Below are 25,278 nucleotides of genomic sequence, written 5' to 3' on the forward strand. Positions count from 1 at the left end.
GGTTTTTGCGCGGTTTTTTGCGGTTTTGATCAATTTGAATGTTCGTAAAAATTAACGAATGTTGCCCTTCTGGCAGAGTGCTCAGATGCTTCCGGAAATGGTTTTTCTCGATCCGGGCCGGCCCTCGACTTCTACCGCAGTGGTACTCTTCGCTTTCTGCGTGGCCTCTGGTCGCCATCGAAGCCCTTACGGACAGCAATCGGTTCTATTCATGAAGAAATCAGTTGGCATCCTTTCCGGCCTGGCGATCGCCATTGCCGTCGCAACCACTGCTGGCGCCTGGTACACCGGCAAGCAGCTGCCTGCCGAGCTGGACAACGCCCTTGCCCGCAGCAACGCCGACCTCAAGAAGGCCCTGGTCAGCACCGGCGGCAGCATGAGCATCGAGCGGGTGTCGCTGGAGCAGCATTTCTTCAGCAGTACCGCCCAATACCGGCTCAAGGCCCGCGACATCAACGTGGGTGAGGGCGAGGTGATCAATTTCGACGTAGGTGTGACCGATCAGATCGAGCACGGCCCGTTCCCCTGGTCGCGGGTGAAGGCGCTCAAGCTGATGCCTGTACTGGCAGTTAGCAACAGCACCTTGCAAAAGGACGATGCCACCGCGCCGTGGTTTGCCGCCGCAGGCGAGCAGGCCCCGGTCAGTGCACAGACGAGCCTGGGATACGACGGCAATGTGGTCAGCCAGGTCCGACTGGCACCGATCAAGCTCGACGAAGCAGATGGCAATAGCCTCGATTTCTCGGGTATGCAGTTTGAAGCCAGTGGCGACAAGGAAGGCAAGGCTTCGAAATTCCACGGGCAGGCCGACCGTTTCGTGATGAAACTTGTGCGCGATGATCAGCCGCCTGCCACATTCGAACTCAACGGTCTGACGGTTGGTGGCAACCTTGCCGCCACCGAGCACGACGCCATCTACGTGGGTAACGTCGACCTGGCGCTGGCCGAAACCAAGGTGACCCTGGGGCCGAAACAGCAGGTGCTGTTGATCAAGGGTCTGGAGCAGAACGCCGTGCAAAGCCTCGATGGCCCGGACACCGTGGGTGGCCGCGTGGAGTACAAGGTCGGCGACATCACCTGGGATGGCCGTGCGGTAGGCAAGGCGCAGATGGCGGTGAGCGCTTCCTCGGTCAACGTCCCGGCGCTGCAGGCATTGTCGAAGTGGTACCAGGCACACTTGCCGGAATTCGAGGCCGCCTCCGCAGCCGGCCAGCCAGTACCGCAAATCCAGATGGACGACGCCGAAAAAGCCAGGTTCCAGGGCGACTTGCAGAAACTCCTGGCTGCCAAGCCCAAGGTCGCGGTAGAAAACCTGTCGTTCAAAACGGCCAATGGCGAGAGCCGCTTCAATCTGTCGATGGGCTTCACCGCCCCGGCCAGCTTCGACCTGCCGTCGGACCAGTTGAGCAAGCAGATGATCACCGAGGTTAAGAGCAAGTTGTCGCTGTCCAAGCCGATGATCGGTGACCTGGCGACCCTGCAGGCACTGCTGGACGGCCAGACCGACGCCCAGGCGATTGCCATGCAGTCGGGCCAGGCGGGGGAGATGGTCGGCATGATGGCGCTGCAGAGCGGCATGGCGACTGTCGAAGGCAACGATGTGGTGAGCAGCCTGCACTATGCCGATGGCATGGTCGATTTCAACGGCAAGAAGATGACTGTGGAAGAATTCGCCATGCTCATGGCCGCACACCTGGCGGCATTGTCGCCGCAGGAGTGATCGATTGAACCTGCACAGGCCTCTTCGCGGGCGAGCCCGCGAAGAGGCCTGTGCAGGCAACACAAAAACCACTTTAGAAATCGCTGGATTGTCTGTAGCCTTCGGCCTCCGATAATAATCCGCGCCCGCAGAGGGCCGTGGCGGCCAGTGTGCCGTCCGGCACCCTTAGCCGATCTGCCAGGGCCGGGTGATACACTCGATTTGACGCGCACGCGCGCCTGCAGGTCCAGCGATCATGACCCAGATTTCCGAACGCCTGTTGGTTCAGGCCCACCTCGACGCCAAGCAGCCCAATCCGCTGACAGCCGAGCAGGAGGCCGAATACCGTGCGGCCATCGCTGCCGAGCTCAAAGCCCAGAATGCCGTGCTGGTTGCCCATTATTACTGCGACCCGGTTATCCAGGCGCTGGCCGAAGAAACCGGCGGCTGCGTGTCCGACTCGCTGGAAATGGCCCGTTTTGGCAAGAACCACCCGGCCGAAACCGTGATCGTGGCCGGTGTGCGTTTCATGGGCGAGACGGCGAAAATTCTCACCCCCGAAAAGCGCGTGCTGATGCCGACCCTGGAGGCCACCTGCTCGCTCGACCTGGGCTGCCCGGTAGAAGAATTCTCGGCTTTCTGCGACCAGCACCCTGAGCGCACCGTGGTGGTCTACGCCAACACGTCCGCTGCGGTGAAAGCACGTGCCGACTGGGTGGTGACGTCGAGCTGTGCGCTGGAAATCGTCGAAAGCCTGATGGACAACGGCGAAACCATCATCTGGGGGCCGGACCAGCATCTGGGCCGTTACATCCAGAAGCAGACCGGTGCCGACATGCTGCTGTGGGACGGTGCCTGCATCGTTCACGAGGAGTTCAAGTCGCGTCAGTTGGCCGACATGAAGGCGCTGTACCCGGATGCTGCGATCCTGGTGCACCCCGAGTCGCCGGAAGCGGTGATCGAGCTGGCCGACGCGGTCGGGTCCACCAGCCAACTGATCAAGGCTGCTCAGACGCTGCCGAACAAGACCTTCATCGTCGCCACCGACCGCGGCATCTTCTACAAGATGCAGCAGCTGTGCCCGGATAAAGAGTTCGTCGAAGCGCCTACCGCCGGCAACGGCGCGGCATGCCGCAGCTGCGCGCACTGCCCGTGGATGGCGATGAACACCCTGGAGCGGGTGCTGGACTGCCTGCGCAAGGGCGGCGATGAGATTTTCGTCGACCCTGCGCTGGTGCCCAAGGCGATCAAGCCGCTGAACCGCATGCTGGACTTTACCCAGGCGGCACGCCTGAAGCTGTCTGGTAACGCCTGAAAATGCTGGGGCGCAAAGCGCCCCCGGATTCTCAGCGCCCCATCATTTCCCGAACCATGCGCTGCTGCTCCATGATCTCGCGCTGGCGCTGATCGATCTGCGAGGCCAGTGGGAAGTTGCCGCCCGCCCGGCGCTTGGCGTAGTCCAGCTGCTGAATCGCCTGGTCAAAGTCCCCAACCAAGGTGAAGTACTCGGCCCGCGCCCGGTGCAAACCAATGGTATTGCCCGACAAACCGCGTACTTCGGCCATGTCGTACCACACATCCGGGTCGTCCGGTCGGCTCTTGACCAGCTCGTTCAACACCTTCTCCGCCTCGGCAGGCTTGTTCTGCTTTACCAGCAGGTCGGCACGCACTTGCTTCAGCGGGTAGTTGCCCGGGTACAGCCCCTGCATTCGCTCGGCCCGCTGTTGTGCATCGGCCAGGCGATTGTTGGTAATGTCCAGGTCGATCTGTGCCAGGTTGTAGGTGATGTCGTTCGGCGCCTTGGCCAGCAGCGGCTTGAGCAACTCGCGCGCCTCGTTCAGCTGGCCGCCCTTGATCTGTGCCAGGGCCAGGCCGTAGCGCGCGGCGTCCAGTTTCGGGTCTTCGTCCAACTGGGCGCGAAAGCGCTTGGCGGCAAGCCCTGGGGTGCCTTCGTAGGTCAGCGCCACCCGAGCACGAATCAGCTGGTAGCGCATGCTGTCTTCTATGCCGCCTTTGGGCGCCTGGTCGGCGCGGTTGCGGGTGTCGGCGATACGCGATTCAGTCACCGGGTGAGTCAGCAAGAACTCCGGCGGCTTGGCGTCATAGCGATACTGGCGTGCCAGGCGCTCGAACATGGTCGGCATGTTGCGCGGGTCGTAGCCGGCCTTTTCCAGGTTCTGGATGCCGATGCGGTCGGCTTCCTGTTCGTTCTGCCGCGAAAAGCGCCGTTGTTCCTGGATGGCCGCTGCCTGGGTGCCGGCGATCATGCCGATACCCGCATCGCCAGCGCCACCGGCGGCCAGCACGATGCCGGCCAGCAGTGCAGCCATCATCGGCAATTGCATGCGTTGCTGGGCTTCGACGCCGCGGGCGAAGTGGCGTTGCGACAAGTGCGCCAGTTCGTGGGCCAGAACCGAGGCGTATTCCCCTTCGGTCTGAGCGTTGAGGAACAGTCCACCGTTGACCCCGACGATTCCACCCGGCGCGGCGAAGGCGTTGAGCTCGCGGCTGTCGATGAGGATGAACTCCAGGCGCCGGTCCTGCAGCTGGCTGGTCTCGGCCAGCTTGTACACGCTGGTTTCGACGTAGTCCTTGAGCTGTGGGTCGTTGAGCTGGTTGACCTGGCCGCGCAGCAGGCTCAGCCAGGCGCGGCCCAGTTGGTGCTCTTGTTGCGGCGAAACGATCGCGGAACTGGCATCCCCCAGTGATGGCAGGTCGTCAGCATGGCCGGGAAGGGCCATCAGGCAGGCCAGCGTCAGCAGGGTAGGGCGCAGTAGATTCATGCATGAAGCTCGCGTCGGTCAAAGATACCTACTGTAGCGGGCTCACACGTTGGCGACCAGTGGCGCTATTCTAGCCGGCCCTGTCAGCAAGCAGTCTGGCAACGCCTTTGGAGACCCCGCGATGAGTGACACCCTGACCTGTGACGCCGAACTGGACGCCAGCGGGCTGAATTGCCCCTTGCCACTGTTGAAGGCAAAGATGGAGCTCAACCGCCTGGCTAGCGGTGCGGTACTCAAGGTGATCGCCACTGACGCAGGCTCGCAGCGCGACTTCCGCACTTTCGCCCAGTTGGCCGGTCATACCCTGCTGCAGGAAACGGCCGAGGCCGGCACCTACACTTACTGGCTGCGCAAGGCCTGAGTCTTTTCCAAGGATCGTCAATGTTCAAAGTGCTTCGCGACTGGATGCAGCGCTACTTCTCCGATGAAGAAGCGGTGGTGCTGGCGGTCCTGTTGTTCCTGGCTTTTACTGCGGTACTGACCCTGGGCGGTATGCTCGCGCCGGTGCTGGCCGGCATGGTGCTGGCGTTCCTGATGCAAGGGCTTGTCAACGCCCTGGAGCGTGTGCGAGTCCCTACGCGGCTGGCGGTGATGCTGGTGTTCGCCCTGTTCATGGGCGCGCTGGCGGTATTCATGCTGGTGCTGGTGCCGCTGCTGTGGCACCAGTTGATCACCCTGTTCAACGAGTTGCCGGGCATGCTCGGCAAGTGGCAGTCGCTGTTGCTGCTGTTGCCCGAGCGCTACCCGCATCTGGTGTCGGACGAGCAGGTGCTGCATGCCATCGAATCGGTACGCGGTGAAATCGGCAAGTTTGGCCAATGGGCGCTGACCTTTTCGCTGTCCAGCCTGCCGCTGCTGGTCAATGCCATGATCTACCTGGTGCTGGTGCCGATCCTGGTGTTCTTCTTCCTCAAGGATCGCGAACTGATCGGCCGCTGGGTCAGCGGCTACCTGCCCAGCCAGCGCGCGCTGCTTAACCGGGTGGGCAGCGAGATGAACCGGCAGATTGCCAACTACATTCGCGGCAAGGGTATCGAGATCCTGATCTGCGGCATCGCCACCTATATCGCCTTCATCAGCCTGGGGCTCAACTACGCCGCGCTGCTGGCGTTGCTGGTGGGGCTGTCGGTGGTGGTGCCTTACGTGGGGGCGGTGGTGGTGACCGTACCGGTAACGCTGATCGCGCTGTTCCAGTGGGGTTGGGGCGACCAGTTCATCTACCTGATGACGGTGTACGCGATCATCCAGGCGCTGGATGGCAACGTGCTGGTGCCGCTGCTGTTCTCCGAGGCGGTGAGCCTGCACCCGGTGGCGATCATTTGCGCGGTATTGCTGTTTGGCGGGTTGTGGGGGTTCTGGGGGATCTTCTTCGCGATTCCGCTGGCGACGTTGATCAAGGCTGTGCTGGATGCCTGGCCGCGACATGAGCCGAGTGTGTCACCGATGCTTTGAATGTGAATGGGGCTGCAATGCAGCCCCATTCAATTTCAAGCCTTGTTCAAGGCTTGGGCAGCGGCCAACACGGCATCCACATGCCCGGGCACCTTCACCCCACGCCATTCCTGGCGCAGCACACCGTCCTTGTCGATCAGGAAGGTGCTGCGATCTACGCCCATGTATTCCTTGCCGTACAGCTTCTTCAGTTTGATCACGTCGAACAGCTGGCACAGGGCCTCGTCCTTGTCGCTGATCAGCTCGAAGGGGAAGCCTTGCTTGGCTTTGAAGTTTTCGTGCGACTTGATGCCATCGCGCGATACGCCGAACACCACGGTATTGGCTGCGGCAAAGGCGTCATGCTGGTCGCGAAAGCCCTGGCCCTCGGTGGTGCAGCCTGGGGTGCTGTCCTTGGGGTAGAAGTACACCACCACTTGCTGGCCCTTGAGTTCGGCCAGGCTGACGGTTTGCCCGCTGGTAGCCTGGGCCTGGAAGTCGGCAACGGGTTGGTCGAGTGCTACAGCCATGGTCGGTTTCCTTACATTGGGTTCTGTGGACGCCATGGCTCGATCAACGCATCGAGGTTCAGGGCATCGGCAAAGTCCAGGAACTGGTCGCGCAGCCAGCTGATCTGCGTGCCGGCCGGCAAAATCACGGTGAACTGGGCGTTGAGCATGCTGCTGCCGGTTTGCGGCGCCAGGTAGGTGTCGCAGGTCATGGCTTCCAGCTCGACGCGGTGATCGAGGAAGAACTGGCACAGCTCATTGATGATGTCCGGGCGGTAGGCGGCGCTGACGTAGGCCACGTATGGCAGGGCCTGTGGGCGCACTTCCTGGTCGGCGCTGCGCACCACGTCCAGGGTCAGGCCGTGCTTCTTGCCCAGGCCTGGCAGGGTGGACTCCAGGCGCGCCAGGGCGTCCCAGCTGCCGCCCACCTGCAGCACCAGGGCGCTGGTCTCGCCGTGGCGGCTCAGGCGCGAGGTGACCACCGCGCAGCGGTTTTCGAAGGCAGCGCGGCTGAGGACGTTGGCCAGCTCCATGGGGTTTGGGCCCAAGGCACTGATGACAAGGAATTGTTCGCGGACGGTGGGGGTGGACATGCAGCATTCCTAAAGCGATGAGCGGTCGGCACAGGACGGGCAAAAGCCTCCTGTCGGCAGTGCCCGGGGCTCGCATGCGAGGTCTTGGACGCTGGCGGGGAGCAAGGTCGACGGCCCGGCGGGCCGCGCTGCACCGATCAAAGGATCAAGGGTAGCGAAATAAGGCGCCGAGGGGAATGCTCCGCCCGCCTGCTTCGCTTGTGCAAGGCCGATGCCCCCAGTACCATTACCGCTCTCTTTTTCCGGCAGGAGCAGTTACATGATTGCGGGCAGTATGGTGGCATTGGTCACACCCATGGATGCACAAGGGCGTCTTGATTGGGGCAGCCTCGACAAACTTGTAGACTTCCACCTGGAAAACGGCACCCATGCGATCGTCGCTGTCGGCACCACCGGTGAGTCCGCCACGCTGGATGTCGAAGAACACATCCTGGTCATCAAGCACGTGGTCGAGCGCGTCAAGCACAGCAAGAAGCCGATTCCGGTCATCGCCGGCACCGGTGCCAACTCCACCGCCGAAGCCGTGCACCTGACCCAGAACGCCAAGAATGCCGGCGCTGACGCCTGCCTGCTCGTCGTGCCGTACTACAACAAGCCGACGCAAGAAGGCCTGTACCAGCACTTCAAGCACATTGCCGAAGCCGTCGACATTCCGCAGATCCTCTATAACGTACCCGGCCGCACCTCCTGCGACATGCAGGCCGAGACCGTGATCCGCCTGTCGACCGTGCCGAACATCATCGGCATCAAGGAAGCCACCGGCGACCTGGTTCGCGCCAAGGCCATCCTCGATGGCGTCAGCAAGGACTTCATCGTCATGTCCGGCGACGACCCGACGGCCGTCGAGCTGATCCTGATGGGCGGCAAGGGCAACATTTCGGTCACCGCCAACGTCGCCCCGCGCGAAATGGCCGACCTGTGCGAGGCCGCCCTTGAGGGCAATGCCGAGAAGGCCCGTGCAATCAACGAAAAACTCATGCCGCTGCACAAAGACCTGTTCTGCGAAGCCAACCCGATCCCGGTGAAATGGGCGCTCGTTGAAATGGGCCTGATGCACAAAGGCATTCGCCTGCCACTGACCTGGCTGAGCGAAGGCTGCCACGAAAAAGTCCGTACTGCCTTGCGCCAGTCCGGCGTACTGGTTTAAGAGGAAGTACACCGCATGAAGCGACTGGCTGGTCTTTCCGCCCTTGCCCTGATCATTTCCAGCACCAGTGGGTGTGGTTGGCTGTGGGGCGAGGATGGCTATTTCCGCGACCGTGGCAGCGACTACCTGCAGGCGCACCCGACCGCGCCCATGCAGCTGCCGCCGGACGCCAGCAACGTCAAGCGTCTTGACCCGCTGCTGCCGATTCCGCGTAACGTTGCCGACGATAATGTTGCTGGCGAGTTCGAAGTGCCGCGCCCGCAACCGCTGACCGGCGGTGCCGCCCAGGTCACCGACTACAGCCTGCAACGCAGTGGCAGCAGCCGTTGGGTACTGGCCCAGCATTCGCCAGCCGAAGTGTGGCCGGTAGCGCGCCAGTTCTTCGAGGACAACGGCTTCCGCATTGCCGAAGAACGCCCACAGACGGGTGAGTTCAACACTACCTGGCAGCGTTTCGATGAACTGTCGGCATCGCTTGGCCAGCGTCTGGCCAGCACTGCCAGCAGCGGTGACAGCGAAGTGCGCGTACGTGTGCGCATGGAGCCTGGCGTGCAGCGCAACACCTCCGAAGTGTACGTGGTCAGCGTCGAGCGCCCGGCTGGCAGCACGGCCGACCCTGCGTTCCCGTCCTCGTCCAGCAACACCGGTGCCGATGCCTTGCTGGTCGACGAAATGCTTGCCAGCATGAACCGCAGCGCCGAGAAAGGCGGTTCGGTGTCGCTGCTGGCCGCGCGCGATTTCGACGCGCCAAGCCGCGTCAGCCTGAGCGAAGACGGCAGCGGCAACCCGGTGCTGTACCTGGGTTCCGACCTGGACCGCGCCTGGTCTGGCGTGGGCCGTGCCCTGGAACAGGGTGGCGAGTGGCGTGTCGAAGACATCAACCGCAGCCTGGGCCTGTACTACATCAACCTGTCCGAAAAGCCTGACGACAAGCAGAACCAGCCTGGCTTCTTTAGCCGCATGTTCGGCAGCGAGCCGACCAAGGAAGAGCGTGAAGCCCGTGCCGAGCGCTACCAGGTTCGCCTGAGCAAGGTGGGTGAGAGCGTGCAGGTCACGGTCGAGAAAAACATCAACACCGTGGCTCCGGCCGATGTCGCCCGCCGCGTGCTGAGCGCCATTCAGGACCACCTGGGCTAAGTGCGCTTCGCGGTACTCGGAAGCGGTAGCCAAGGGAACGGCACGCTGATCGCCAGTGGTGACACGTTCATCCTGGTCGATTGCGGCTTTTCCCTGCGCGAAACCGAGCGGCGCCTGGCGCTGCTCGGTGTGTCGGCGGCCCAGCTCAGTGCAGTATTGGTCACCCACGAACATGCTGATCATGTACATGGGGTCGGCTTGCTGTCACGGCGCTACAATGTACCGGTCTACCTCAGCCAAGGGACCTTGCGCGGCATGCGCAAGCCGGTGGAGGTGGCCGGTTTTCTCGCTTGTGGCGAAAGCCTGCGCATCGGCAGCCTGGAAGTGACTGCGGCGCGGGTCGAGCACGACGCCTACGAGCCATTGCAGTACGTGGTCAGTGACGGCCAGCGACGCTTCGGCATGCTTACCGACCTGGGGTCGTACGACGCGTTGCTGCTGGAGCGCTACCAGGGCCTGGATGCACTGCTGATCGAGGCCAACCACTGCCGCGACCTGCTGGCACGCGGTCACTACCCGGCCTTTTTGAAGCAGCGGGTAGGGGGCATGCAAGGGCATTTGAACAACCACCAGGCCGCGCGCCTGGTGCACGAGTTGGGCTGGAGCAACCTGCAACATTTGGTGCTGGCCCACCTCAGCAGCAAGAACAACCTGCCACACTTGGCCCGCCAGTGCTTCGTCGATACCCTCGGGTGCGACCCGGACTGGCTCCAGGTGGCGAATCAGGAACACGGGCTCGACTGGCGCGAAATCGCCTAGCCCAACACCTCAAGCAAGCGGAGCCCAATCATGGAAAAACGCGACGAACTCTACCGCGGCAAGGCCAAATCGGTTTTCAAGACCGACGACGCCGACCGCTTGATCCTGCTGTTCCGTAACGACACTTCGGCGTTCGACGGCAAGCGTATCGAACAACTCGACCGCAAAGGCATGGTGAACAACAAGTTCAACGCCTTCATCATGCAGAAACTGGAAGAAGCCGGCGTGCCGACCCAGTTCGACAAGCTGCTGGGCGACAACGAGTGCCTGGTGAAGAAACTGGACATGATCCCGGTCGAGTGCGTGGTGCGCAACTACGCCGCCGGCAGCCTGGTCAAGCGTCTGGGCGTGGAGGAGGGCATCAAGCTGGAGCCGTCCACCTTCGAACTGTTCCTGAAGAACGACGAGAAGGGCGACCCCTTCATCAACGAATCCCACGTTGTTGCGTTCGGCTGGGGCACCGCCGAGCAGTTGGTCGAAATGAAAAAGCTGTCGCTGAAGGTCAACGAAGTGCTGAGCAAGCTCTTCGATGACGCCGGCCTGCTGCTGGTCGACTTCAAGCTGGAGTTCGGCGTATTCCACGGCCAAATCGTGCTGGGCGACGAGTTCAGCCCGGACGGCTGCCGCCTGTGGGACAAGGAAACCCGCAAGAAGATGGACAAAGACCGCTTCCGTCAGGGCCTGGGCGATGTGATCGAAGCCTACGAAGAAGTTGCCAAGCGCCTGGGCGTGCCGCTGTAAGCGGCGCGTTCACGCAAGCGCCTGATACCACGCGATTTTTTTTAAAAAAAGGTTTGCGTTTTAAAAGAACGCTGGTATGATGCGCGGCATTGGAGAGATGCCGGAGTGGTCGAACGGGACGGATTCGAAATCCGTTGTACTGGCAACAGTACCTAGGGTTCAAATCCCTATCTCTCCGCCATACAAGATGAAGCCCCTGAAAGCGAAAGCTTTCAGGGGCTTTTTCGTTGTGCCTTGTTTTGCATCATTCCAAATTCAGCATCATTCAGCAGTGCCTTGGTCCTTTCGCGAAACAGAACCGCTCCTGCAACTATGTCGACTAAGCCGAGACAGAGCGGTTTCTCGCAACATTTTGTCTTGAACTGTCAACGGCACCTTGCGCTACAATGCGGGCCTCTAATACGCCACTCACGCCCAGGCCAAACGCCGTAATGATTACGCGCGCTGGGCGATGACCTCTTCCTGACATGGATTCGTTGGATGCTTCGCGCCGTACTGGTCTTCCTCTACGCCCTTCGTTCGACGGCTAAATTGCCGTCCGCGTCCAGTGCTGCCAGCTCACTCATAAAACCGCACAACGTCGAATGCTGCCGCCAGATCCTGGCTGCGGTACGCGGCTGTGCGCCCCACCGAAAATGGAGTGCTCCACTTGCGTAAGAAATTCGTCGCGTCCCTTCTGGCGGTCGCCATCGCCTCTACCACGGCCTGTGCACAGCTCGGGATCAGCAAAGAGCAAGCGGGCACCGTGATTGGCGGCCTGGCCGGTGTGGCCATCGGCTCGACCATGGGCAGTGGCAACGGCAAGATCGCCGCAGCCCTGATCGCCGGTGGCATTGGTGCCTACGTGGGCAACCGCATCGGTCACATGCTGGACGAGAAGGACCAGCAGGCCCTGGCGCTGCGCACCCAGGAAGTGTTGAGCCAGCAGCAGGCTACCGCCAGCGCCCAGCCAGTTACCTGGAAGTCCGACCACTCGGGTGCTACCGCGCAGATCGTGCCGGGCAAGGAATACACCCAGACCAAGAAGGTCGAGGTCAAGCGCGCGCCGAAGATCCAGGCGGTGCCGTCGATGAAGTTGATCAACGAGCCCTACGTGACCGTCAGCGACAACCTGAACGTGCGTGCCGCACCCAACCAGAGTGGCGAGAAAGTTGGCAGCCTGAAAAACCACACCGAGTTCACCGCCGTCGGCTCCACCGGTGACTGGATCCTGGTCGGGCGCAAGGGCGTGACCGTGGGTTACGTGCACAAGAACTACGTCGAGCCCAAGGCGCAGGCCGTGGCCAAGCGTGTGACGCCAGCGGTGAACCTGGACGAGCTGGACGTTGCCGCCAGCAAGGAAACCCAAGGCTTCGACCTGGATTCGGTGCAGTCGCTGCCGACCGAAACGGTCGCCGCCGAAGCCGCCTGCCGCCCGGTCACGGTCAGCCTGAAATCGCAAAGCGGCCAGACCGAGCAAGAGCAGAACACCTTCTGCAAACAAGCCAACGGCACCTGGGAACTGATCTGAGGAACTCCATGAAAAAGCACGCGCTCGCGCTGGCTGTGGTCGGCGCTTGTGGTCTGGTACCGCAGGCGTTCGCCCACGAGCTGGCCTTCTCGAAGAAAGAAAACATCAAGGTCGAAGTACCTGGGGACGCCGCCACCTGGTGCAAACCCGAGGTCGAGCTGACCATCACCCGCCCGGCCTGGGACAAGCAGGAGCTGCTGTCGGGGCTGCTGACCAAGCTGCCGTTCGTGTTCGCCAAGGACTGCGCGACCGCCAAGGTGAGCTGGAAGGCGGTTGACGCCAAGGGCAACCTTTACGCCAGCGGTTCGGGCAATGCCACCAACCTGGGCCTGGTGACCCTGGCCGTCGCGCCTGCCGCGGCACCAGCTGCACCAGCACCAGCACCAGCACCTGCTCCGGCCGTTGCTGCCCCGGCCCCGGCTGCACCCGCTGTACCTGCGCCAGCAGAAGCCCCGGTAGCCGTTGCCGCTGCGCCGGCGCCTGCTGTAGTTGAACCAGCGCCTGCAAAAGCAGAGGTGGCCCCGGCCCCGGTGGTTGCTGCAGAACCCGCGCCAGCCCCCGTTGCCGAAACCCCGGTAGCAGCCCCAGTCGCACCGCCTGTTCCAGCACCTGCTGCTGCGGTAGCCGCTGCCCCAACCTCGGACTTCGGCCGCGCCGTGGTCCTGCAAAACCGCAACCTGATGCAGGTAACGGATGGCACAGGCTGCAAATGGGTGCTTAGCACCTCGATCATCAGCGACGGCGACACCCTGTCGTTCGGCACTACCCCGGTGATGCCGTGCCCGGCCTCCGGCTTTGGTGAAGGCAGCTTCGAAAAAATCAGTTGGAAGGCCGTTGGCACCTACCGTGGCGACAACTGGACCCGCGTATACGCTCACCCCAGCGGGCTGATCTTCAACAAGAACCTCGAATCTGCAGTGAAGGACAAGGCTGTTTCCTACCTCACGGCGGATGCTGACCAGGCCGCGTTCCTGGTGGGCGAGATCCCCAGCCGGCAGATGAAGGTGTACCTGACCTTCACCCGTTCCAGCTACGGCGTGCTCCGCCCGTTCAGCAGCGATCCGTACTACGTTGCCGTAACGCCTGACGAGTCGTTCGCCCTGGACGCGGCCAAGTACAAGGAAGCCGCGCTGGAAATCTTCGACCTGATCAAGGCCACCTCGCCGACCACCACCGATGTGGCCAACCTGTTCATCGTCAAAGATATTTCGGCAATTACGAACAGCATGTGGGGCAACGACGCACAGAAGATCACTCGCAACCGCATCGGCATCACCCGCCAAGGCCTGTTCTTCGATGTGCGCGAGGGTGCCAACTGGGCGGTTCAACGAGAGCAGCAGCGTGTGCGTGAAGAGCGTCAGCGTCAACAGGAGCTGGCCCGCGTGCACACCCGAGTGCTGGAACGCTACCAGCAGCTGCAAGACGGCATGAGCGACTTCAAGGGGCGCGAAACCGAGGCGCTGGCGCAAATGGCTGGCATCAAGGTGCGTTTCGCTTCGCCGCTGGCGCAGCAAGACCCTGCGACCTCGGCCCGCGTTGCGCCAATGATGGTGCACGTTACCGGTAAGAAGGGCGATTTCTACACCCTCGACTTCCCGAGCAAGGGCCGCTTGGTGGCGGACGAGGAGTATAGCGAAGGCTGGTACGTGACCCAGGTCGCCAACGCCACGCCGTACTACCCGCTGGACGATGGCCGCGCCGTGCCCACCTACCGTGCCTACAGCGCAGGTGAGCCCGAGGCCTGCCAGCAGGACCACTGTGCCGACCGTGTGTCGTTCGGCGCCGTGCTGGCCAAGGAATTCCCCAACGCCGGTATCGATTTCAGCTGGACCCCCGAGGTCTCCCAAAAGTACGTGAACGACTGGAACAACGCTTCCGCCATGGTCCAGTGAGGCAAACACCATGATCAAACAGATGAACAAGAAGCAGCTGCTGATTGGCGGTGTAGCCGCGGCGGTGCTGGTGCTCGGTGGTGGCTATGCGATGGTCTCCAGCTCGGGCAAGAAGGCTGCGCTGGCCTACTACGAGGATTTCAAGGAGCGCTATTTCCTTGAAGATGTACTGTCTGAGGGCGACATTTCCTATTCGGCGTTCTCTGGCAACCTGACAGTCGCCGACCCCGAAATCCGCGTCGCTGCGGCCCAGACCAATGGCGCCCAGCAGTTCATGCGCGGCCTGACCAGCTTGATGGAATCGGCTCGCGGTGGTTCGCCGGAGGAGGGCTTGGCAGGTTGGGCCAAGTACCAGCTCAATGTCAGCCGCAATGTCGCCGGCATATACCTCAAAGCCGATACGCTGAAACTGGCCCATGACGGCGAGAGCAAGGACGGCACCCTTCACATCCAATTGCTGGGCATGCAGATGGCCAACCCCTTCGTTGCCAGCAAGGGCGCCGAAGTGGTGCTGGTGGCTGATGTCAGCGACGAGATCCAGCCGCGCGCCGAGCTGGCCGCCAATGGTCGGGCCACTGAGTCGAGCTTCGATTGGGGTGCCAACATGGCGGTACGCCAGCCGGTTACTGGCGCGTTCCTGGTCAGCAGCACGGGTGATTTTGGCACCACGGTCGACTTGGATTTCACCCTCACGCGCTCCAGTGATGGTGAAGGTTCGATGGCGTTTGTGGTAACCCACCGTAACGATGGCTCCAAGGTGGGTGAGATCGTACGCAAGGCCGACTTCCAGTCGCTGCCGGAGCTGGACGATGTCGAAACCCAGCTCAAGAGTGCCTTGAGCGCCATGTTGATCGGGGCATACAGCCCGTACACCGGCCAGGCCGTTTTGGCCGAAGCGGTAAGTGGCTTTGCGCGCAAGGCGAAGGTGGAGAACTACAGCGTGAGCTACAGCGGCTTCAAACCGCTGAAAGAGGCTTACAGCGACTTCCAGCAGAGTGTACCGAAGGCGAAGTTCGCGGCTTTCTGCGAAGAAGTTGGCTTGTCGTCGTGGAGCAGTGATTTCGGCGCCAAGGGCAAGAACCACAGCGATTCGGAATGTGCCATTGGGCAGAAGCTGGTCGAGGAAGGCAAGTTCGAAGAGCAGTACACGTTCAAGGAAGGCAAGAGCCTGTTTGCGGCGTTGTTCGTGAGCAAGGCATATCAGCTGGAAACCAATTGATTGGGTAGTCGCTGATTGAACAAGCCCCCGGGAACTGTGAGTTGCCGGGGGCTTTTTTTTGCTTTGGAATTTTGGGGCCGCATGGGGCGCGCCCGAGGGGCCTCAGCGCATGGCGGCCAATTTAATGCCAAACCCCACCAGACAAATGCCCGCCAGCCGCTCGAACAGGTTGCTGATCCTTGGGTTGGCGCGCATGCGTTCGGCCAGTCGGTGAGTCAGTACCACGGCAATCAACCCGTACAGGAACGTGATCACCGCCACCGTCGCCGCCATGAAGCCGAAAGTCACCAGCCCCTGGTGTTTCAATGGGTCGATGAACAGTGGGAAGAATGCCATGTAGAACATGATCGCCTTGGGGTTGAGCAGGGTGATCAGCATGGTCTGGCGCAAGTACTGGCCGTTGTCCATGCGGCTGGTGCGTGGCGCGTCACCTGGTTTGCTCAGCAGCATGCGCAGGCCGAGATAGGCCAGGTACGCAGCGCCCGCCCACTGCACCACATGGAAGGCTGCCGGGTAGGTGGCCAGCAACGTGGCGACGCCGGCTACTGCCAGCCACAATAGCACCTGGTCACCGACGATCACCCCACAGGTCGCAGCCAGGCCTGCTTTGATACCGCCTTTGCCAGTGGCGGTGATCAGCGCGAAATTGCCCGGGCCGGGAATGGCCAACAGAATGATGAAGGCGATGACGAATGCGCCGTAGTCGGTAACGCCAAGCATGGTGAACTCCTGTAGGGCAGTGCAAAGGCAGAGTATGACTATCGTCGCCAACGGCGTGCTTTACAACCGGTTGTTGCGTCTTCGCAAAGCATCAATGCCACCCGCGACTTGGATCCAATGCTCAGGTTCTGTATCATCCCGGCGCCATCAGACGATGGCCGAAGATGATTCATTTAAAGGACTGAGTAATGAAAAAGCTGTTCAAGGCCACCGTAGCCGTTGCTGTCGTTTCGGGTGTTGCCCTGCTGTCGGGTTGCACTGGCCAGGTTTACAACCAACCAAAAAACTGCACCTACGACTACCTGTTCCACCCTTCGGTTTCCATCTCCAAGATCATCGGTGGCTGCGGCCCAATCGATAAACTGCCTCAGCAGCAGTAATCTTGGCGGTACCCTGATCGCGACGCTTGCGGCGTGATCCAAGGCCCCCGGTCATGCAAATGGCCGGGGGTTTTTGTTTTTGGCGTGGCATTCTGCCGCTGGGGCAACCCGTCGCCTTGACGCAAGGACCTGCAATTTGTTTGTGCTGGCATTTCAGATACAATCGGAAAAACGATTCAGCCTTGTCGGTCAATTCGACAAAAGCCCGGGTCGTTTTTTGGTTCTCTGGCTGCTGAACAATGATCAACAACAAGCCTGCGCTGAAGAACACGCTTTACCGGGGCCAGCCACAGGCCCTCACTCTGTTCTCCTGACTGGAATTGATCAATGTTCAAGAAAGCTGGCAAGACCTTGCTGGGTCTGGCTGTCGCTGCAAGCGTCATGCAAGCGCACGCCGTAGAAACCAAGAAAGTAGACGTGCTGCTGGTCGGCGGCGGCATCATGAGCTCCACCCTGGCCGTGTGGCTGCACGAGCTGGAGCCAAGCTGGTCGATGGAAATGGTCGAGCGCCTGGACGGCGTGGCCGAAGAAAGCTCCAACGGCTGGAACAACGCCGGTACCGGCCACTCCGCGCTGGCCGAGCTGAACTACACCCCGGAAGACAAAGACGGCAACGTCAACATCACCAAGGCCATCGAAATCAACGAAGCCTTCCAGATCTCCCGCCAGTTCTGGTCGTGGCAGGTCCGCCAGGGCGTGCTGAAGAACCCGCACTCGTTCATCAACACCACCCCGCACATGAGCTTCGTCTGGGGCGATGACAACATCAAGTTCCTCAAGAAGCGCTACGACGCACTGCAGGCCAGCCCGCTGTTCCGCCCGATGCAGTACTCCGAGGACCACGCGCAGATCGCCAAGTGGGTCCCGCTGATGATGGAAGGCCGCGACCCGAACCAGAAGCTGGCCGTGACCTGGACGCCAATCGGCACTGACGTCAACTTCGGCGAGATCACCCGCCAGTTCGTTGGCCATCTGCAGACCCAGAAAGGCTTCGACCTGAAGCTGTCCAGCGAAGTGCAGGACATCACCCGCAACAAGGACGGCTCCTGGCACGTCGAGTACAAGAACCTGAAGGACGGTACCGAGTCGGCCACCGACGCCAAGTTCCTGTTCATCGGTGCTGGCGGTGGCGCACTGAAGCTGTTGCAGAAGTCGGGCATTCCGGAAGCCAAGGAATACGCAGGCTTCCCGGTGGGTGGTTCGTTCCTGGTGACCGAGAACCCGACCGTGGCCATGCAGCACATGGCCAAGGCCTACGGCATCGCCTCGACCGGTGCGCCACCCATGTCGGTACCGCACCTGGACACCCGCGTGCTGGACGGCAAGCGCGTGATCCTGTTTGGCCCGTTCGCCACTTTCTCGACCAAGTTCCTGAAGAACGGCTCGTACCTGGACCTGCTCAGCAGCACCACTACCCACAACGTGTGGCCGATGACCAAAGTCGGTATCGAGCAGTACCCACTGGTCGAGTACCTCGCTGGCCAGCTGATGCTGTCTGACGATGACCGCTTCGAAGCGCTGCGCACCTACTTCCCGAACGCCAAGAAGGAAGACTGGCGCCTGTGGCAGGCCGGCCAGCGTGTACAAATCATCAAGCGTGATGCCGAGAAGGGCGGCGTACTGAAGCTGGGCACTGAAGTGGTAGCCTCCGAAGACCGCACCATCGCGGGCCTGCTGGGTGCATCGCCAGGTGCTTCGACTGCTGCGCCGATCATGCTGAACGTGCTGGAAACCGTGTTCAAGGAGAAGGTCGCTACCCCAGAGTGGCAGGCCAAGATCAAGGAAATCGTGCCCAGCTACGGCACCAAGCTGAACGACTCGGCAGCGGCCACTCAGAAAGAGTGGAACTACACCGCTGAAGTGCTGCAGCTGGAGAAACCGCCGGTGATCGACGCCAGCGTCGACTTCGGTGGCGCTGCTGGCCAGCCGGTCGAGAGCAAGCCTGAGAACGACATGGCGCTGTAATCAGCAGCCTTGTCGTGATCCAAAGCCACGGGGGTGACCTCGTGGCTTTTTTGTTGTCTGTTTGGGCCTGTCCGCAGGAAACCACTGATCGGAAACCTGTTCGCCGACCAATAAAAACATATTTTGATGCTTAAATTAATCTTGTCAGTCGATCCCCTCCAGGAGGGTGCCGTCATGAATACCAAGATTGCCGCCTTACTGCTGCTGGCCCTGTGCGCCCAGCCGGCATGGAGCCAGAGCTACGCCTACTCCAGCACACCCCCCGCCACCAAACCCGCCGAATCCGCTGCAATGACCACGCGCATGGCCCTGCGCGACCTGTGGGTCGAGCACATCTTCTGGGTTCGCAACTACGCCGTGGCCAACCAGGCCGGCAACGCCAAGCAGGCTGAAGTCGCCGCCAATGAGGTGGTCAGCGACGCGACCCGAATCGCCAACAGCATCGCGCCGTTATACGGCCAGCCCGCTGCCGACCAGTTGCTGAAACTGTTGGCCGGCCACTGGGGCGCGATCAAGCACTACAGCGATGCCACCGTGGCCAAGGACAAGAAGGGCCAGCAAGCTGGCGTCGACGAGCTGACCAGCAATGCCAAGGCCATCGCGGCGTTCCTGGCCAAGGCCAACCCAAACCTGCCCGAGGCGACCCTGCTTACATTGCTCAGCGCCCACGGTGGCCACCATGTGACGCAGATCGATCAGTTGGCGGCCGGTGACTATACGGGCGAAGCGCGCACCTGGGGGATGATGCGCGAGCATATTCTGACCCTGTCCGATGCCATCGCTGCGGCGCTGGTCAAACAGTTCCCGGACAAGTTCTGATGCTCGAGGGACTGGGCCGTACCCAACAGGACCTGCTCCACGCGTTGCTGCACCAGCCAGCCGGCATGAGTATCGACGACCTGGCGCAAGCCCTGGCCATTACCCGCACGGCGGTACGCCAGCACCTGGCCGCGCTGGAGCGTGATGGCCTGGTCAAGCGCGGCGCCACCCGGCCTACCGGGCGGCGCCCGGAGCAGTTGCATGAGCTGACTGATCTTGCCCGCGAGCAGTTTCCCCGGCAGTACCCGCTACTGGCGAATCTGCTGATTGGTGAGGTGGCAGGGTTGCTAGGCCAGGAGGCACTGCTGGCGCTGATGCGCCAACTGGGGCGCAAGCTGGCGGCGGACCTTGAACACAAGGTGGTGGATGAAGCACGCATCGTCGAGCACATGAACAATGCCGGCTATGAAGCGCAGGTGTTCTTCCGCTCGGGGGGGGCGCCGCAGATCGTGGCGCACAATTGTGTGTTCCATCATTTGGCCAAGGCGCATCCGGTGGTGTGCGAGCTTGATCTGGCGCTGATCGGGGCGCTGGGTGGGGCCGATGTCAGCCATGAGGAGTGCATGCTCAGGGGAGGGCAGGTGTGCCGGTTTGCGCTGGCCCATCCAGAACCGGCAGGCTGACAGGTCACACCTGGCGCAGTATGCACGCCAGCAACCCAGGGAACCGCTCATCCAGCATTTCGCTGCGCAGTGAATTCATATGGGTAGTGCCCACATTGCGGGTTTGTACCAACCCAGCATCACGCAAAACGCGGAAGTGGTGGGACATGCTCGACTTCGGCCGCCCCCCGTCCAGTTCGCCACAGCTGGCCTCTGCCACGCCGGCCAGATGGCGGACGATTTCCAGGCGCACGGGGTCGCTGAGCGCATAGAGCAGGCGTTCGAGGATCAGGTCTTCAGGGTTGGGATGTTTATAGGCTCGCATGCCCGACATGATAACGGGGGTTTCATTAATTGCCATAGTTCGATTATGATCGAACAACAGTATTCAAATGAACCCGGAGTTTCCCATGTCCGCACTGTTCGAACCCTACACCCTCAAAGACGTCACCCTGCGTAACCGCATTGCCATTCCGCCGATGTGCCAATACATGGCCGAAGACGGCATGATCAACGACTGGCACCACGTGCACCTGGCCGGCCTGGCCCGTGGTGGTGCCGGCCTGTTGGTGGTCGAGGCCACTGCGGTGGCGCCGGAAGGGCGCATTACCCCCGGTTGTGCCGGTATCTGGAGCGATGCCCACGCCCAGGCCTTCGTGCCAGTGGTGCAGGCCATCAAGGCGGCAGGCTCCGTGCCGGGTATCCAGATCGCCCACGCCGGGCGCAAGGCCAGCGCCAACCGCCCATGGGAAGGTGATGATCATATTGCCGCCGACGATGCCCGTGGCTGGGAAACCATTGCCCCGTCGGCCATCGCATTTGGCGCGCATCTGCCGAAAGTGCCGCGCGAGATGACCCTGGACGACATCGCCCGGGTCAAGCAGGACTTTGTCGATGCCGCTCGCCGTGCGCGCGATGCCGGCTTCGAGTGGATCGAGCTGCACTTTGCCCATGGTTACCTGGGCCAGAGCTTCTTCTCCGAGCACTCCAACAAGCGTACCGATGCCTACGGTGGCAGCTTCGACAACCGTAGCCGCTTCCTGCTGGAAACCCTGGCCGCAGTGCGTGAAGTGTGGCCGGAAAACCTGCCGCTGACCGCGCGTTTCGGTGTGCTGGAATACGATGGCCGCGACGAGCAGACCCTGGAAGAGTCGATCGAACTGGCGCGCCGCTTCAAGGCCGGCGGCCTTGACCTGCTGAGCGTGAGTGTCGGCTTCACCATTCCCGAGACCAACATCCCGTGGGGCCCGGCGTTCATGGGGCCGATTGCCGAGCGTGTGCGCCGTGAGGCGAAGCTGCCGGTGACTTCGGCGTGGGGCTTTGGCACACCGCAGTTGGCGGAAGCGGCTTTGCAGGCCAACCAACTGGACTTGGTTTCGGTAGGGCGTGCGCACCTGGCCGACCCGCACTGGGCGTACTTTGCAGCCAAGGAGCTGGGGGTGGAGAAAGCCTCCTGGACCTTGCCGGCGCCGTATGCGCACTGGCTCGAGCGTTATCGCTGAGTGATGCCGGGGGCCGCACAGCGGCCCTCGAATCTAGAAGCGATCCAACCGGTAGGCTGCCATCTCATGCCCACGGGCCCGCTCAGCCAACCGCCCCATCCATTCCGCCGTCACCGCTGCTTGGGTCAACCCCAGGTGCTGATGCCCGAACGCCAACAGCACCCGCCCATCACACACCCGGTCGATCACTGGCAATGAATCTGGCAACGAAGGCCTGAAGCCCATCCACGGTGTCGCCCCTTCGACGCTCAGGTCTTGTCGGAACAACCCCTTGCTCAGCCGGTGCAATTGCCACGCCCGTTGCATGCTCGGCGGCGCCTCCAACCCGGCGAACTCCACCGTGCCAGCCAGGCGCAAGCCTTCGGCCATGGGCGTCATGATGAACTTGCGTTCAAGCGAGGTGACTGCAAACGGCAGGCGCTGGTGCTCACCCGGCAACATCAGGTGGTAGCCGCGCTCTGTGTCCAGCGGTACCCGCTTGCCAGTCAGCGCGGCGGTCAGTTTCGCAGAATGCGCACCACAGCTGATCAGCACCTGGCGAGCATCGAGCGTGCCCTTGTCGCTGGCCAGGCTGACCCCGCCACTGTGCAGTTGCCCACCCTCGACCTGCGCCTGGACAAAGCGCACGCCACTGGCCTTGGCCGCTTCGAACAGTTCGCACACTACCCGGTACGGGTCGATGAAGTGCCCGGTCTTGGGGAAGAACAGCCCGCCCAGCAATGATGGGCTCAATTGTGGCGCCGCTTCGCGCACGGCCTCGGCCGACCAGAAACTCACCGGTACCGCCTGCTGGCGCATGCGTGCGCGCAACGCCTCCAGCGCCTGGCGCGACTCGGGCCGTTCGAACACCAGCAACGAGCCATCCTCCTGGAACAGTTCGCTGCGCCCGATCGAGCCCAGCAACCGCTGCCAGGCGCCCAGGCTGCCTTCGTTCAAGGTGCGGATGCCCGCCACGGTGCGCTGGAACGGCGCCGCTCGCAGGTTGAGCAGCAGCCGGGTGAACCACGGCATGGCCCTGGGCAAGTACTTCCAGTCCAGGCGCAGCGGGCCCATCGGGTCTAGCAGCATGCGGGGCAAGCGCTTGAGGATGGACAGGTCGGCAATCGGGAACACTTGTTCAGTGGCCAGGTGCCCGGCATTGCCATAGGACGCGCCAAGGCCTGGCGCCTGGCGGTCGATCAGCGTTACCCGGCGGCCCTGACGGGCCAGCTGCAGGGCGCAGGCGACGCCGACGATGCCGGCGCCCACCACGGCGATGTCGGTTTCAGCGGTTTCGACCATGCTCAGCCTTCCCGTTTACCATCAAGCAGGCGCCGCAGCCGCAGCGGGTTGCCGTGCTGCAACGCGTGCGGCAGCAGCGCATCGGGGAAGTCCTGGTAGCACACCGGGCGCAGGAAACGCAGGATCGCTGCCGTGCCCACCGAGGTGGTACGGGCATCGGAGGTGGCCGGGAATGGCCCGCCATGCACCATCGCATCGCACACCTCGACGCCGGTCGGCCAACCATTGACCAGTATGCGCCCGGCCTTGCGCTCAAGGGTCGGCAGCAGGGCGCGGGCGCTGTCGATGTCGGCCTCGTCCAGCTGCAGGGTGGCGGTCAGTTGACCTTCAAGGTGCTCGGCTACCTGGCGGACCTGCTCGTCACTGTCGCAGGCCACGATCAGCGACGCTGCGCCGAACACTTCAGCCTGCAACGCCGGGTCGGCGAGGAAGGCCTCGGCCTGGGTCACGAACAGCTGTGCCTGGCACTGATTGGGGCTGTGGCTGGCCAGGCCGCAGGCGGTGGCCTGGGCATTGGCGTTGGCCGCAAGCGCAGCGACGCCGGCTTGGTAGGCGTCAAATATGCCCGGCGTGAGCATGGTTTGCGCAGCAGCCTGCTGCACATGCCCACTGGCTGCCGCGACAAACCGCTGCAACGCCGGCCCCTGGCGAGCGATTACCAGGCCGGGGTTGGTGCAGAACTGGCCGGCGCCTTGGGTCAGCGAAGCGACGAAACCTTGTGCCAGTGCTTCGGCACGGGCCTGCAGCGCGGCGTCGAACAGAAACACCGGGTTGATCGAGCTCATTTCGGCATACACCGGGATTGGCTCCGGGCGCGCCTGGGCGGCCTGGCACAGCGCCACGCCGCCACTGCGCGAGCCGGTAAAGCCAACGGCTTTGATACGCGGGTCGCTGACCAGGGCAATGCCCACTTCGCGACCCGAGCCGTACAGCAGCGAAAACACACCGGCTGGCAAGCCGCATTGTTTCACGGCTTGCGCCACCGCCCGGCCGACCAGTTCGCTGGTGCCTGGGTGGGCGCTGTGGGCCTTGACGACCACAGGGCAGCCAGCAGCCAAAGCCGAGGCTGTGTCGCCACCGGCCACCGAGAATGCCAGCGGGAAGTTGCTGGCGCCGAACACGGCTACCGGCCCCAGGGCCACCTGGCGCTGGCGCAGGTCGGCGCGCGGCAGTGGCTGGCGTTCGGGCAGGGCGTTGTCGACCCGCACATCCAGCCATTCGCCAGCCCGTACCACTCGGGCGAAGGTGCGCAACTGGGTGCAGGTGCGGCCACGTTCGCCCTGTATGCGTGCCTTGGGCAGGCCGGTTTCGGCCACGGCGCGGTCGATCAGGGCATCGCCCAGTGCCTCGATCTGCGTGGCGATGGTTTCGAGGAACTGTGCCCGTTGTTCGAGCGAGGTTTCGCGGTAGGCATCGAACGCCGCCCAGGCCAGGGCGCAGGCCTGGGCCACGTGTTCGCCGGTGCCGCCCAGGTAGGCCGGTTCCAGCGCCTGGCCGGTGGCCGGGTCAATGGCGCGGATGGCTTGGCGGCTGCCGGTTACTGGCGTCTGGCCGATCAGCAGGTTGCCTGTCAGGGTCATGGAGCCTCCTTGGGAATCGATTGCAGGTGCATGGGGGACTGCTTGCAGTGTGGGTGCGGGCGTACCCGCGCCCACAGAGCAAGCAGTGGCTGCATCAGGCCAGGTTCTGCTCGGCCGACCAGCTGGCGTACCAGCTACGGAACAGCGCGTATTGCTGCTCGGCATAGTTGCGCTGGGCATCGGTCAGCACGTCGGTCTGGTTGAAGTGCAGGCTGTACTCGGTGTCGCCGTTCAGCACCATCAGGTGCTTGTAGTACAGCACCAGGTCGCAACCTTCATCGAACGACGACAGCACGGCCAGTGCCGCCTCCAGCTCGCGCGCCAGGCGGCGGGCACGGGCGTCGCCCTTGGCCGCCTGCTTGCTCAGGCTCACCAGCTGCAGCACTTCACGCGGCAGGGCGTTGCCGATGCCGGTGATGGCGCCGGTGGCGTTGCAGTTGACGAAGCCGTGCACCACTTGGGTATCCACGCCGACCATCAAGGTCACATCGTCGTCCTTGGAGGTGATGTGTTCGGCGGCATAGCGCAGGTCGGCGCCACCGCCGAATTCCTTGAAACCGATCAGGTTGGGGAACTCGCGGCGCAGCTCGAAGAACAGGTCGGCGCGGGTGGCGAAGCCGTAGTACGGGCTGTTGTAGATCACCGCTGGCAGCTTTGGTGCGGCGGCGAGAATGGCCGAGAAGTGGTGCTTCTGGGCGATCAACGAAGCGCCGCGGCTGAGCACGCGGGGGATGACCATCAGGCCGGCGGCGCCGACGCTGGCTGCGTGGGCGGCATGAGACACCGCTTCACGGGTGTTCACCGCGCCGGTGCCGACAATGGTCGGGATGCCGGCGGCCACCAGGCGCGCCACGCCTTCCTGGCGCTCGGCCTCGGTCAACAGTGGCCAGTCACCCATCGAACCGCAGTACACCACGGCGCTCATGCCGGCTTCGATGAGTTCGCGGCCTTTGCGCACCAGGGCGTCGAAGTCCGGCTTGCGCTCGGCGGTGCACGGGGTCATCAGGGC

At 62.7% G+C, this 25,278-nt stretch carries 24 protein-coding genes and 1 tRNA gene; 17 read left to right on the forward strand and 8 right to left on the reverse strand.

Features of this window, described 5'->3' with window-relative positions:
• The first annotated feature begins 211 nt into the window (after window positions 1–211).
• Together DM807_RS13100 and nadA are read left to right on the forward strand one after the other, a co-directional pair.
• On the forward strand, window positions 212–1,720 hold the full coding sequence (locus tag DM807_RS13100; protein ID WP_179027445.1) for a YdgA family protein: 1,509 nt from the start codon (window positions 212–214) through the stop codon (window positions 1,718–1,720).
• Between the two features lie 235 nt (window positions 1,721–1,955).
• Entirely contained in the window at window positions 1,956–3,014 is a 1,059-nt protein-coding gene (nadA, locus tag DM807_RS13105) for a quinolinate synthase NadA (protein ID WP_012273754.1), read from the forward strand.
• Between the two features lie 31 nt (window positions 3,015–3,045).
• On the opposite strand, the gene DM807_RS13110 is transcribed toward nadA, so the two are convergent.
• Entirely contained in the window at window positions 3,046–4,482 is a 1,437-nt protein-coding gene (locus tag DM807_RS13110; protein ID WP_012273753.1) for a M48 family metalloprotease, read from the reverse strand.
• 121 nt (window positions 4,483–4,603) lie between these two features.
• Between DM807_RS13110 and DM807_RS13115 the strand changes: the two genes are divergently transcribed.
• Window positions 4,604–4,843 carry a sulfurtransferase TusA family protein gene (locus tag DM807_RS13115; RefSeq protein ID WP_012273752.1) on the forward strand — a complete coding sequence of 80 codons (240 nt, stop codon included), beginning with the start codon at window positions 4,604–4,606 and terminating at the stop codon, window positions 4,841–4,843.
• Window positions 4,844–4,863: 20 nt separating this feature from the next.
• The gene (locus DM807_RS13120) at window positions 4,864–5,934 is read left to right on the forward strand and encodes an AI-2E family transporter (protein ID WP_012273751.1); all 1,071 of its coding nucleotides are present in this window, start codon (window positions 4,864–4,866) and stop codon (window positions 5,932–5,934) included.
• Window positions 5,935–5,969: 35 nt separating this feature from the next.
• Here the strand turns inward: DM807_RS13120 and DM807_RS13125 are convergent, their stop codons facing one another.
• Window positions 5,970–6,443 (reverse strand): peroxiredoxin, encoded by a 474-nt coding sequence (locus DM807_RS13125; protein ID WP_003254742.1) that lies wholly within the window; start codon window positions 6,441–6,443, stop codon window positions 5,970–5,972.
• 11 nt (window positions 6,444–6,454) lie between these two features.
• Window positions 6,455–7,015 carry a glycine cleavage system transcriptional repressor gene (locus DM807_RS13130; protein ID WP_003254741.1) on the reverse strand — a complete coding sequence of 187 codons (561 nt, stop codon included), beginning with the start codon at window positions 7,013–7,015 and terminating at the stop codon, window positions 6,455–6,457.
• Between the two features lie 259 nt (window positions 7,016–7,274).
• On the opposite strand from DM807_RS13130, the gene dapA reads away from it, so the two are divergent.
• From dapA to DM807_RS13170, 8 genes are all read left to right on the forward strand, one after another.
• Entirely contained in the window at window positions 7,275–8,162 is an 888-nt protein-coding gene (gene dapA / locus DM807_RS13135; protein ID WP_012273750.1) for a 4-hydroxy-tetrahydrodipicolinate synthase, read from the forward strand.
• A gap of 15 nt (window positions 8,163–8,177) precedes the next feature.
• Window positions 8,178–9,299 (forward strand): outer membrane protein assembly factor BamC, encoded by a 1,122-nt coding sequence (bamC, locus tag DM807_RS13140; protein WP_012273749.1) that lies wholly within the window; start codon window positions 8,178–8,180, stop codon window positions 9,297–9,299.
• Complete coding sequence (locus DM807_RS13145; protein WP_012273748.1) at window positions 9,300–10,058, forward strand: MBL fold metallo-hydrolase; 759 nt, start codon at window positions 9,300–9,302, stop codon at window positions 10,056–10,058.
• 30 nt (window positions 10,059–10,088) lie between these two features.
• A complete protein-coding gene (purC, locus tag DM807_RS13150; protein WP_012273747.1) occupies window positions 10,089–10,799 on the forward strand; it encodes a phosphoribosylaminoimidazolesuccinocarboxamide synthase in 711 nt (236 codons plus the stop codon).
• A 91-nt stretch (window positions 10,800–10,890) separates the two neighbouring features.
• A tRNA-Ser gene (locus DM807_RS13155) sits at window positions 10,891–10,980 on the forward strand.
• Window positions 10,981–11,448: 468 nt separating this feature from the next.
• Entirely contained in the window at window positions 11,449–12,309 is an 861-nt protein-coding gene (locus DM807_RS13160) for an SH3 domain-containing protein (protein ID WP_012273717.1), read from the forward strand.
• 8 nt (window positions 12,310–12,317) lie between these two features.
• Complete coding sequence (locus DM807_RS13165) at window positions 12,318–14,201, forward strand: hypothetical protein (RefSeq protein ID WP_060492658.1); 1,884 nt, start codon at window positions 12,318–12,320, stop codon at window positions 14,199–14,201.
• Window positions 14,202–14,211: 10 nt separating this feature from the next.
• A complete protein-coding gene (locus tag DM807_RS13170) occupies window positions 14,212–15,420 on the forward strand; it encodes a hypothetical protein (RefSeq protein ID WP_179027446.1) in 1,209 nt (402 codons plus the stop codon).
• Between the two features lie 102 nt (window positions 15,421–15,522).
• Here the strand turns inward: DM807_RS13170 and DM807_RS13175 are convergent, their stop codons facing one another.
• Window positions 15,523–16,140, reverse strand: coding sequence for a LysE family transporter (locus DM807_RS13175; RefSeq protein ID WP_060492660.1), 618 nt, complete (start codon window positions 16,138–16,140; stop codon window positions 15,523–15,525).
• A 188-nt stretch (window positions 16,141–16,328) separates the two neighbouring features.
• Here DM807_RS13175 and DM807_RS13180 point away from each other — a divergent pair, with 188 nt between their 5' ends.
• The 4 genes from DM807_RS13180 (at window position 16,329) to DM807_RS13195 (ending at window position 19,927) form a co-directional block, all read left to right on the forward strand.
• Complete coding sequence (locus DM807_RS13180; RefSeq protein WP_003254720.1) at window positions 16,329–16,520, forward strand: YhfL family protein; 192 nt, start codon at window positions 16,329–16,331, stop codon at window positions 16,518–16,520.
• Window positions 16,521–16,847: 327 nt separating this feature from the next.
• Window positions 16,848–18,485 (forward strand): malate dehydrogenase (quinone), encoded by a 1,638-nt coding sequence (gene mqo, locus DM807_RS13185; protein ID WP_012273713.1) that lies wholly within the window; start codon window positions 16,848–16,850, stop codon window positions 18,483–18,485.
• Window positions 18,486–18,659: 174 nt separating this feature from the next.
• Complete coding sequence (locus DM807_RS13190; RefSeq protein WP_012273712.1) at window positions 18,660–19,304, forward strand: hypothetical protein; 645 nt, start codon at window positions 18,660–18,662, stop codon at window positions 19,302–19,304.
• Window positions 19,304–19,927, forward strand: coding sequence for a helix-turn-helix transcriptional regulator (locus DM807_RS13195; protein ID WP_012273711.1), 624 nt, complete (start codon window positions 19,304–19,306; stop codon window positions 19,925–19,927). The genes DM807_RS13190 and DM807_RS13195 overlap by 1 nt, the downstream gene beginning before the upstream one ends.
• A 4-nt stretch (window positions 19,928–19,931) precedes the next feature.
• On the opposite strand, the gene DM807_RS13200 is transcribed toward DM807_RS13195, so the two are convergent.
• Complete coding sequence (locus DM807_RS13200; RefSeq protein WP_012273710.1) at window positions 19,932–20,267, reverse strand: ArsR/SmtB family transcription factor; 336 nt, start codon at window positions 20,265–20,267, stop codon at window positions 19,932–19,934.
• A gap of 49 nt (window positions 20,268–20,316) precedes the next feature.
• On the opposite strand from DM807_RS13200, the gene xenA reads away from it, so the two are divergent.
• On the forward strand, window positions 20,317–21,408 hold the full coding sequence (gene xenA / locus DM807_RS13205) for a xenobiotic reductase XenA (protein ID WP_060492661.1): 1,092 nt from the start codon (window positions 20,317–20,319) through the stop codon (window positions 21,406–21,408).
• Between the two features lie 33 nt (window positions 21,409–21,441).
• Here the strand turns inward: xenA and DM807_RS13210 are convergent, their stop codons facing one another.
• The 3 genes from DM807_RS13210 to DM807_RS13220 all read right to left on the reverse strand — a co-directional run.
• Window positions 21,442–22,689 carry an NAD(P)/FAD-dependent oxidoreductase gene (locus tag DM807_RS13210; RefSeq protein WP_179027447.1) on the reverse strand — a complete coding sequence of 416 codons (1,248 nt, stop codon included), beginning with the start codon at window positions 22,687–22,689 and terminating at the stop codon, window positions 21,442–21,444.
• A gap of 2 nt (window positions 22,690–22,691) precedes the next feature.
• Entirely contained in the window at window positions 22,692–24,269 is a 1,578-nt protein-coding gene (locus tag DM807_RS13215) for an aldehyde dehydrogenase (NADP(+)) (RefSeq protein ID WP_179027448.1), read from the reverse strand.
• 94 nt (window positions 24,270–24,363) lie between these two features.
• A partial coding sequence (locus DM807_RS13220) for a dihydrodipicolinate synthase family protein (protein WP_179027194.1) occupies window positions 24,364–25,278 on the reverse strand: 915 nt, incomplete at its 5' end.

Source organism: Pseudomonas hunanensis (assembly GCF_013393325.1).
GTDB classification, from domain to species: domain Bacteria; phylum Pseudomonadota; class Gammaproteobacteria; order Pseudomonadales; family Pseudomonadaceae; genus Aquipseudomonas; species Aquipseudomonas putida_P.

What these genes read in the sequence shown, in the direction of transcription:
- purC (WP_012273747.1), top strand. Translation starts at nt 10,089, where the DNA reads ATGGAAAAACGCGACGAACTCTACCGCGGCAAGGCCAAATCGGTTTTC.
- bamC (WP_012273749.1), top strand. Translation starts at nt 8,178, where the DNA reads ATGAAGCGACTGGCTGGTCTTTCCGCCCTTGCCCTGATCATTTCCAGC.
- DM807_RS13180 (WP_003254720.1), top strand. Translation starts at nt 16,329, where the DNA reads ATGAAAAAGCTGTTCAAGGCCACCGTAGCCGTTGCTGTCGTTTCGGGT.
- nadA (WP_012273754.1), top strand. Translation starts at nt 1,956, where the DNA reads ATGACCCAGATTTCCGAACGCCTGTTGGTTCAGGCCCACCTCGACGCC.
- DM807_RS13110 (WP_012273753.1), bottom strand. Translation starts at nt 4,482, where the DNA reads ATGAATCTACTGCGCCCTACCCTGCTGACGCTGGCCTGCCTGATGGCC.
- DM807_RS13120 (WP_012273751.1), top strand. Translation starts at nt 4,864, where the DNA reads ATGTTCAAAGTGCTTCGCGACTGGATGCAGCGCTACTTCTCCGATGAA.
- DM807_RS13115 (WP_012273752.1), top strand. Translation starts at nt 4,604, where the DNA reads ATGAGTGACACCCTGACCTGTGACGCCGAACTGGACGCCAGCGGGCTG.
- DM807_RS13130 (WP_003254741.1), bottom strand. Translation starts at nt 7,015, where the DNA reads ATGTCCACCCCCACCGTCCGCGAACAATTCCTTGTCATCAGTGCCTTG.
- dapA (WP_012273750.1), top strand. Translation starts at nt 7,275, where the DNA reads ATGATTGCGGGCAGTATGGTGGCATTGGTCACACCCATGGATGCACAA.
- DM807_RS13175 (WP_060492660.1), bottom strand. Translation starts at nt 16,140, where the DNA reads ATGCTTGGCGTTACCGACTACGGCGCATTCGTCATCGCCTTCATCATT.
- mqo (WP_012273713.1), top strand. Translation starts at nt 16,848, where the DNA reads ATGTTCAAGAAAGCTGGCAAGACCTTGCTGGGTCTGGCTGTCGCTGCA.
- DM807_RS13165 (WP_060492658.1), top strand. Translation starts at nt 12,318, where the DNA reads ATGAAAAAGCACGCGCTCGCGCTGGCTGTGGTCGGCGCTTGTGGTCTG.
- DM807_RS13195 (WP_012273711.1), top strand. Translation starts at nt 19,304, where the DNA reads ATGCTCGAGGGACTGGGCCGTACCCAACAGGACCTGCTCCACGCGTTG.
- xenA (WP_060492661.1), top strand. Translation starts at nt 20,317, where the DNA reads ATGTCCGCACTGTTCGAACCCTACACCCTCAAAGACGTCACCCTGCGT.
- DM807_RS13170 (WP_179027446.1), top strand. Translation starts at nt 14,212, where the DNA reads ATGATCAAACAGATGAACAAGAAGCAGCTGCTGATTGGCGGTGTAGCC.
- DM807_RS13100 (WP_179027445.1), top strand. Translation starts at nt 212, where the DNA reads ATGAAGAAATCAGTTGGCATCCTTTCCGGCCTGGCGATCGCCATTGCC.
- DM807_RS13215 (WP_179027448.1), bottom strand. Translation starts at nt 24,269, where the DNA reads ATGACCCTGACAGGCAACCTGCTGATCGGCCAGACGCCAGTAACCGGC.
- DM807_RS13190 (WP_012273712.1), top strand. Translation starts at nt 18,660, where the DNA reads ATGAATACCAAGATTGCCGCCTTACTGCTGCTGGCCCTGTGCGCCCAG.
- DM807_RS13125 (WP_003254742.1), bottom strand. Translation starts at nt 6,443, where the DNA reads ATGGCTGTAGCACTCGACCAACCCGTTGCCGACTTCCAGGCCCAGGCT.
- DM807_RS13210 (WP_179027447.1), bottom strand. Translation starts at nt 22,689, where the DNA reads ATGGTCGAAACCGCTGAAACCGACATCGCCGTGGTGGGCGCCGGCATC.
- DM807_RS13200 (WP_012273710.1), bottom strand. Translation starts at nt 20,267, where the DNA reads ATGGCAATTAATGAAACCCCCGTTATCATGTCGGGCATGCGAGCCTAT.